Here is a 4,751-nt window from a genome sequence, read left to right as displayed (position 1 = left end):
TATAGCTCCGAACAATTGGACTACTAATTATGGTGCTTCAAAAATGAGAAACAAAGTTATTAAGGAATTTAAAATTCTTGAACTTATAGATTTTGGACCATATTTTATATTTGAGACCTCAAAGATACAAACTATGATAATGTTCTTTCAAAAAAGTACAATACCAAATGAATACTATTTTGATTATAGAAGAATAATTAGCAAAAAACCTACTTTTAAAGATGTATTAGACTTGTTAAAAAAAGCTCCAAATTATAACAATGAATATTTAACTCCAAAGATTATTAGAGAGAAATACTTAGACAAGCCTTTAACTTTTAGTAAAACAGATGTAGAAACAATTATCAACAAAATTGAAGAAAAAGGAAAGGAAAAGTTATATGAAAATGAAATCATACAAGGTATAGTAATCCCGCAGGATTATGTAATTAAAAATCATCTTAAGAAATTAGGGCAAGGTTTTAAAATCGGAGATGGTATATTTGTTTTAAGTGAGGAAGAAAAAAATAAATTAAGATTATCTGAAAAAGAGCTTGAACTTTTAAAGCCTTATTATACGTCTTCCGAACTTAAGAAATATTACGCAGTTAGAAAAAATTCTCAATGGATAATTTACACAGATTCAAGATTTAAAAATCCAAAGGCTATGGAACCTTATCCTAACATTAAAAAACATTTAGATAAGTATCAGGCTGTAATTACATCTGATAACAAACCTTACGGTCTTCATAGAGCAAGGGATGAGAGGTTCTTTAAAGGAGAAAAAATAATTGCTCTAAGGAAATGTACAGAGCCTACTTTTACATATTCAGATTTTGATTGTTATGTATCTGCAGCATTTTATGTCATAAAAACAAATAGGTTTAATATGAAATATTTAACAGGACTTTTAAATTCAAAATTAGTTGCTTTTTGGCTAAGACACAAAGGAAAAATGCAAGGAAATAATTATCAAATAGATGCAGAACCACTTTTAAACATTCCTTTACCTTCACTAACTTCCTCTAATCAGTCCATAGCCATTCAGATAATCCAAAAAGTAGACCAGATAATATCCTTGATTCAATCAGACGATTATGACACAAATCAAGAAAAACAGAAAAAAGTTAAAGAGATTGAAAAAGAGATAGACATGTTGGTTTATGAACTTTACGGCTTAGATAATGAAGAGATTGAGATAATAGAATCATCTCTTAATTCCAAGTAAAAAGAATTAGAAAAAATCCAAAAAGAACTTGACGAAAAAGTATTAAAATTGTATGGCTTGGAATGATAAAAAGTGAGAAAGTGAGAAGTAAATTTAAGAGATTCTTCGCTTACGCTCAGAATGACAAAAATGAAGACACATAAAAAAAGATTCTTCGCCGGCTGCAGAATAACGTTGCTATTACCTATCACACCTCACTTTATAATAATCTCTTCAATGCTGTTGGCTAAGGCAACTTTTGTAAGAATTTTATCTAATTCCTCTAAATCTTTACATTCGTTAATAACTTTCTCTAAATCTCCTGGGACTGCTCCAAATTTTAGTTGAATTAGTTTTATCAAAGCCTCTTTCTTACCCTCAACCTTGCCAACCATCCATCCTTCCATTTTCCATTTTTCTGTTAAAGTCATCATCTTTTCTTCACCCCCGGAAATTTCTTTCAAAATCTCTTCCATTTTCTCTAAATCCTTCTTTACTATTACAACATAATCAATCACAAGGAAAATGCAACTTGCATTATTCTCATATAAAAGTTTAAGAATATTTTTAATGATTTCAAGGTCATCAAAGATATGCTTCATCACGAGCAATGCGGATATTGTGCATACATCTTCGTAAATGTTTCTTATTAAATCATCATCTTGTATTTCGTTTAAATCTATAAGAATATAGTTTAATTTTTGAACAAAGTCTTCAAGCTGTTTATCTTTTAAAACAGGTAAGGTTGTTGGTATTCTCCATTTTCTTTTTCCATGATAAAACACTATGTTTATAATCGGCGGATAACTGTTTGTTTCTTTGGCTGTCTCTTCCCAAATAACTGCGTTATAATGCATAAGCTGAGATGGTAAAGTATTGTCTATGTAGGATTTATGCTCAAAAACGAGTCTAATAAAAACATCATCGTTGTCTATTTTACAACTAAAGAGTAAATCAAGAATAAACTTTTGAGATTTTTCAGAAAATTTTTTTTGTATTTACAAGCTTTAAAGAAGACATTTCTATTTTTGAAGCTAATTTTGGAGTAAAAAGATGTAAAACCGTTTTGATGCTTAAAGGATTAGAAAATATCTGCTTAAAAAACCAATCATGCGGCTGGATATTTTCCAAACTTTGCTCCTTTAAATCTCAAACATTTCTGGATGGTGTTTTATAAACTCTTCCAAGTCTTTTACATTTTCGTAAGATTCTGCCATTTTAAAAATTTCTTCTAATTTTATTCTTAACTCTTCATCATCTACAACTTCTTTAAGCTTTTCTACTGCTGAGAAGCTTTCAGTATTTGATGAAGTTGTATCATCTGAAATATCTCTTTTATTTTGATTTACAAAGATTTTAATGTGCAAAAATTCATCGGCAAGGTTTTTAGATTCTAAAATTCTTAAAATATCTTTGTTTGAGATGTTTTCCTGGGTGTTTATATTCAAGCTTAATATTGGCTTTTTGTTTAAATTTAAGTTGTTTAAATCTTTTTCCATATCTTCTAAAAATTTATCAATTTCTGAGTAATCTATGCTGTAGCTTAAAAACTTTCTTGCGTTTAACGGCACAAACTCTATTTTTTCTATGTTTTTACCGCCCACTTCAACTAAATAACAGCCTTTTTCTATATAGCTTTTTTCGTTAAACTGTGTGTATTCAGTAGAACCAGGATAAACAACGTATCTACCTTCTTCTTTTATTGGTTCTTGTCTTTGATGGTAATGACCAATGCCAACATAGTCATACTCAAACGGGATGTCCGATATGGTTTGTAATTCGCTGGAGCTAAAAACCGGTGCAAACTCTAAGTGTAGCATTAATATATTAAAATTGTTTTTATCCGTTGCTTTCTCGTATAAGTTATAAAGGATATCTTTTAGAATAATACTTCTTTTAAAATGGATTGGAGAGATATATTTTAAGCCAAAAATATTAACTCCGTTGTACTCTACAAAATCAGAGTTAAGAAGTCTTAAACCAAATTCAGATAAGATTTCTAAGGCGTTTCTGTCTCTTGTTCCGCTACCTCTGTCATGGTTACCCGGAATTACAAACATAGGAATTTTATGGTCTTTTAATTTCTTTATAAGATACAAGCCATCAAGGATAGACTCATTACTTGGTCTGCTTGAATGGAAAAAATCACCTGTATGGATTATAAAATCAACGTTTTTCTCAATAGCTTTATCTATAGCTTCTTGGAAAACGTCAAAATAATCCCTTTCTCTATCTTTAATATTATACTGCTGATATCCAAGGTGGGTATCAGAGATATGCAAAAATCTCATTAAGCCTCTTTAACAGTTATTTCTTTTCCTGTAATCTTTTTCAAGATAAAATCAGATGGACAAAAGCCAGTAATTCCAGCTACTAAAGCCATGATAGCCACAAACCAGATTAAATACTCTCCCCAGTCGTAGTCATTTAGTTTAAGTAATAGTCCTGTAATTAAGATTATTGACATCATAATTCTTTGTATTCTTAATGGATTCATTTTTTACCTCCTTAGTAGATTTTTTCTAAATCTTCATTTTCCCTTGTCTTCCATCTTTTATGAACCCATAAATACTGGTCTGGATGTTTTCTTACAGCTTCTTCTACTTTTTTAGTGTAAGCTTGAACTATATTATATGTTGTTTCTTCGTTGTCTTTTCCTATATTATACTCTAATTTTTCTATTTCGCAAAAATATTTACTATGATTTTCATCAAAGTATGCGTATGCAAAAAATATAGGCACGTTATACTTAACTGCAAGCTTAGCCGGAAAGTTTACAGTAGATGCTTTTAATCCAAAAAAATCAACAAAGTAGCCTCTATGTCTTAATGCGTTTTGGTCTACAAGAAAGGATATTACCTCCCCTTTGTTTAAAGCGTTGATGAATGTTTTTAATGGTTGGTCATGAAAGATAATTTTAATCCCGGACTCTTGTCTGATTTTTGTTATTAAATCATTTATTTTTTGATTTTTCTGTCTGTATGCTAAGCTTGTCATACCGCCTAAGTATGTCGATAAACCGGCACCACACATTTCCCAGCTTGATATATGCCCTGATACAACTATAGCACCTTTACCTACGTAGCTTTTTAACTCTTCAAATCCTTTTGTGATGATAAAAATATTTTTGATTTCTCCAGACTTTACATACTGAGGCTGTTTTGGAAACTCTACCAAAACTCTTCCTATGTTAATGAGAGTTTTTTTTCTTATCTCTTCCTTCCACTGATAATCTTTGTCCGGAAATGCAATATCTAAGTTTTTATGTATTACGTCTTTTCTGTAATTTAATAAATATAATACTTTTCCTATTTTTTCAGCTAATTTTAACGCTTTTTCTCTTGGCTTTCTTTGAATGTAATTAAAATAGAGTTTAACAAATGCTTCAAGCATGAACTTTTAATTTTTGTAGTTTTTGCATTGCGATGTTATAGATTTTTTTATCTTTATCAAAAGAAAGTTTGTCTAACACTTCTTCTGCCGGCACCCATTCTGCTGCTTCTATCTCTTCTTTTTGTGGGTTTAACTCTCCGCCTTTGTACTTCATTAAGTAGTAGTAAACGAA

General features: G+C 30.1%; 7 protein-coding genes. 1 reads left to right on the top strand and 6 read right to left on the bottom strand.

Annotated features, from left to right (window positions below; genetic code table 11):
- Positions 1–1,207 (top strand): TaqI-like C-terminal specificity domain-containing protein (locus SULYE_RS06120; RefSeq protein WP_043989181.1); only part of this gene is annotated, 1,207 nt, incomplete at its 5' end.
- 194 nt (positions 1,208–1,401) lie between these two features.
- On the opposite strand, the gene SULYE_RS06115 is transcribed toward SULYE_RS06120, so the two are convergent.
- The 6 genes from SULYE_RS06115 to SULYE_RS08410 all read right to left on the bottom strand — a co-directional run.
- Entirely contained in the window at positions 1,402–2,100 is a 699-nt protein-coding gene (locus SULYE_RS06115; protein ID WP_343122147.1) for an Rpn family recombination-promoting nuclease/putative transposase, read from the bottom strand.
- Positions 2,101–2,164: 64 nt separating this feature from the next.
- Complete coding sequence (locus tag SULYE_RS08755) at positions 2,165–2,317, bottom strand: hypothetical protein (protein WP_343122146.1); 153 nt, start codon at positions 2,315–2,317, stop codon at positions 2,165–2,167.
- An 11-nt stretch (positions 2,318–2,328) separates the two neighbouring features.
- A complete protein-coding gene (locus SULYE_RS06110) occupies positions 2,329–3,477 on the bottom strand; it encodes a metallophosphoesterase family protein (RefSeq protein WP_007547589.1) in 1,149 nt (382 codons plus the stop codon).
- On the bottom strand, positions 3,477–3,683 hold the full coding sequence (locus tag SULYE_RS06105) for a YgaP-like transmembrane domain (protein WP_007547588.1): 207 nt from the start codon (positions 3,681–3,683) through the stop codon (positions 3,477–3,479). The genes SULYE_RS06110 and SULYE_RS06105 overlap by 1 nt, the downstream gene beginning before the upstream one ends.
- Positions 3,684–3,694: 11 nt before the next feature.
- Positions 3,695–4,579: a lysophospholipid acyltransferase family protein gene (locus tag SULYE_RS06100; RefSeq protein ID WP_007547586.1), complete on the bottom strand. Its 885-nt coding sequence runs from the start codon at positions 4,577–4,579 to the stop codon at positions 3,695–3,697.
- The coding region (locus tag SULYE_RS08410) for an NUDIX domain-containing protein (RefSeq protein ID WP_043989172.1) at positions 4,572–4,751 on the bottom strand (180 nt) is incomplete at its 5' end. The genes SULYE_RS08410 and SULYE_RS06100, both read right to left, overlap by 8 nt.

This window comes from Sulfurihydrogenibium yellowstonense SS-5 (genome assembly GCF_000173615.1).
GTDB lineage: Bacteria > Aquificota > Aquificia > Aquificales > Hydrogenothermaceae > Sulfurihydrogenibium > Sulfurihydrogenibium yellowstonense.
The sequence above is the reverse complement of the archived record's forward strand: the minus strand, read 5'-3'. Positions and strand labels throughout refer to the sequence as shown.

What these genes read in the sequence shown, in the direction of transcription:
- SULYE_RS06110 (WP_007547589.1), bottom strand. Translation starts at nt 3,477, where the DNA reads ATGAGATTTTTGCATATCTCTGATACCCACCTTGGATATCAGCAGTAT.
- SULYE_RS06100 (WP_007547586.1), bottom strand. Translation starts at nt 4,579, where the DNA reads ATGCTTGAAGCATTTGTTAAACTCTATTTTAATTACATTCAAAGAAAG.
- SULYE_RS06105 (WP_007547588.1), bottom strand. Translation starts at nt 3,683, where the DNA reads ATGAATCCATTAAGAATACAAAGAATTATGATGTCAATAATCTTAATT.